Genomic DNA, 3,086 nt, shown 5'->3' with positions numbered 1-3,086 from the left:
GTGTTCGGCGATGTCCTACTCTCCCACAGCCCTTCGGCTGCAGTACCATCGGCGCTACCAGGCTTAGCTTCCGGGTTCGGAATGGGACCGGGCGTTTCCCTGACGCTATCATCACCGAAACTCTACGAAACAACACACCCACCCGTGTCGGGGTGGTGGTGTGGTGTTTCAGAGCTGTAGAGCGGATGCGTAGCACGTTTGTGGCAAGTCCTCGGCCTATTAGTACCAGTCAACTCAACAACACATTACTGTGCGTCCATTTCTGGCCTATCAACCCAGTAGTCTGCTGGGGGCCTTAACCCACAAAGGGGTGGGAGACCTCATCTTGGAACAGGCTTCCCGCTTAGATGCCTTCAGCGGTTATCCCTTCCGAACGTAGCCAACCAGCCATGCCACTGGCGTGACAACTGGCATACCAGAGGTTCGTCCGTCCCGGTCCTCTCGTACTAGGGACAGCCTTCCTCAAGTCTCCTACGCGCGCGGCGGATAGGGACCGAACTGTCTCACGACGTTCTAAACCCAGCTCGCGTGCCGCTTTAATGGGCGAACAGCCCAACCCTTGGGACCTACTCCGGCCCCAGGATGCGACGAGCCGACATCGAGGTGCCAAACCATGCCGTCGATATGGACTCTTGGGCAAGATCAGCCTGTTATCCCCGGGGTACCTTTTATCCGTTGAGCGACACCCCTTCCACCAGGAGGTGCCGGATCACTAGTCCCGACTTTCGTCCCTGCTCGACCTGTCAGTCTCACAGTCAAGCCCCCTTGTGCACTTGCACTCAACACCTGATTGCCAACCAGGCTGAGGGAACCTTTGGGCGCCTCCGTTACCCTTTAGGAGGCAACCGCCCCAGTTAAACTACCCACCAGGCACTGTCCCTCACCCAGATCATGGGCGTAGGTTCAGATTCCCAATTCGACCAGAGTGGTATTTCAACAACGACTCCACACCCACTAGCGTGAGCGCTTCACAGTCTCCCACCTATCCTACACAAGCCGAACCGAAAACCAATACCAAGCTATAGTAAAGGTCCCGGGGTCTTTCCGTCCTGCCGCGCGTAACGAGCATCTTTACTCGTAATGCAATTTCGCCGGGCCTGTGGTTGAGACAGCCGGAAAGTCGTTACGCCATTCGTGCAGGTCGGAACTTACCCGACAAGGAATTTCGCTACCTTAGGATGGTTATAGTTACCACCGCCGTTTACTGGCGCTTAAATTCTCAGCTTCGCCCCGAAAGGCTAACCGGTCCTCTTAACGTTCCAGCACCGGGCAGGCGTCAGTCCGTATACATCGAATTGCTTCTTCGCACGGACCTGTGTTTTTAGTAAACAGTCGCTTTCCGCTGGTCTCTGCGGCCAACTCACCCTAGCCCGCACGGGGCTTCAAGTGCTCTGGCCCCCCTTCTCCCGAAGTTACGGGGGCATTTTGCCGAGTTCCTTAACCACAGTTCACCCGATCGCCTCAGTATTCTCTACCTGACCACCTGTGTTGGTTTGGGGTACGGGCCGTGCATGCACTCGCTAGAGGCTTTTCTCGGCAGCATAGGATCACCCTACTTCACCTCAATCGGCTACGCATCACGTCTCACCCTTCACGGGACACGGATTTGCCTATGTCCCGGGCTACACGCTTACACCAGCACAACCATTCGCTGGCGGAGCTACCTTCCTGCGTCACCCCATCACTTGACTACTACACACTCAGGTCCCACGCTCACCACCTTCACCCCGAAGGGATCCAGCAACTCGGGTGGTTAGTATCATGTGCCTCATCACGGGCGCACATGCTCGGGTACGGGAATATCAACCCGTTATCCATCGACTACGCCTGTCGGCCTCGCCTTAGGTCCCGACTTACCCTGGGCGGATTAGCCTGGCCCAGGAACCCTTGGTCATCCGGCGGCAGAGTTTCTCACTCTGCTTTCGCTACTCATGCCTGCATTCTCACTCCCACACCCTCCACGGCTCGCTTACGCGGCCGCTTCCCTGGATGCAGGACGCTCCCCTACCCACCCACACCACTACACACAACCCCGAAAGGTTGAGCGGATGTAACGTGTGAGTGACACAGCTTCGGCGATGCGCTTAAGCCCCGCTACATTGTCGGCGCAGGACCACTTGACCAGTGAGCTATTACGCACTCTTTCAAGGATGGCTGCTTCTAAGCCAACCTCCTGGTTGTCTGGGCAATCCCACATCCTTTCCCACTGAGCGCACACTTAGGGGCCTTAGCTGGTGTTCTGGGCTGTTTCCCTCTCGACGACGAAGCTTATCCCCCGCCGTCTCACTGCCACACTCTCACCCCACGGTATTCGGAGTTTGGTTGATTTCGGTAACCCGGTAAGGCCCCTAGACCATCCAGTAGCTCTACCCCCATGGGGAAACATGCGACGCTGCACCTAAATGCATTTCGGGGAGAACCAGCTATCACGGAGTTTGATTGGCCTTTCACCCCTACCCACAGCTCATCCCCCAGGTTTTCAACCCTGGTGGGTTCGGGCCTCCACGCCGTCTTACCGGCGCTTCACCCTGGCCATGGGTAGATCACCCCGCTTCGGGTCTAGACCACGCGACTACACACGCCCTCTTCAGACTCGCTTTCGCTACGGCTACCCCACACGGGTTAACCTCGCCACGCAGCACTAACTCGCAGGCTCATTCTTCAAAAGGCACGCCATCACACCACAAAAGTGCTCTGACGGCTTGTAAGCACACGGTTTCAGGTACTCTTTCACTCCCCTCCCGGGGTACTTTTCATCTTTCCCTCACGGTACTAGTCCGCTATCGGTCACCAGGAAGTATTTAGGCTTACCGGGTGGTCCCGGCAGATTCACAGCAAATTCCACGAGCTCGCTGCTACTCGGGAACACCAAACAAACACAACACAACATGTTTTCGCGTACGGGACTCTCACCCACTCCGGTCGCTCATCCCAAAGCGTTCCGCTAACACGCGCGCATGTCCCGAGGACTGTCAGATCCTCGACGCTGGCTCCCACAACACCGCACACACAACGCCTGACAGCTTGACATGTGCACGGTTTAGCCTCCTCCGCTTTCGCTCGCCACTACTCACGGAATCACGGTT

At 56.9% G+C, this 3,086-nt stretch carries 2 rRNA genes; both read right to left on the bottom strand.

The features are described from left to right. Positions 1-2: 2 nt before the first annotated feature. Positions 3-119: ribosomal RNA gene (gene rrf / locus FXO23_RS50325) — 5S ribosomal RNA — on the bottom strand. A gap of 80 nt (positions 120-199) precedes the next feature. Next, a 23S ribosomal RNA gene (locus FXO23_RS50320) occupies positions 200-3,086 on the bottom strand; the annotation flags it as partial.

The organism is Amycolatopsis anabasis, from assembly GCF_009765355.1.
Taxonomy (GTDB): Bacteria; Actinomycetota; Actinomycetes; order Mycobacteriales; family Pseudonocardiaceae; genus Amycolatopsis; species Amycolatopsis anabasis.
This window is presented reverse-complemented; position numbering and strand designations above follow the sequence as displayed.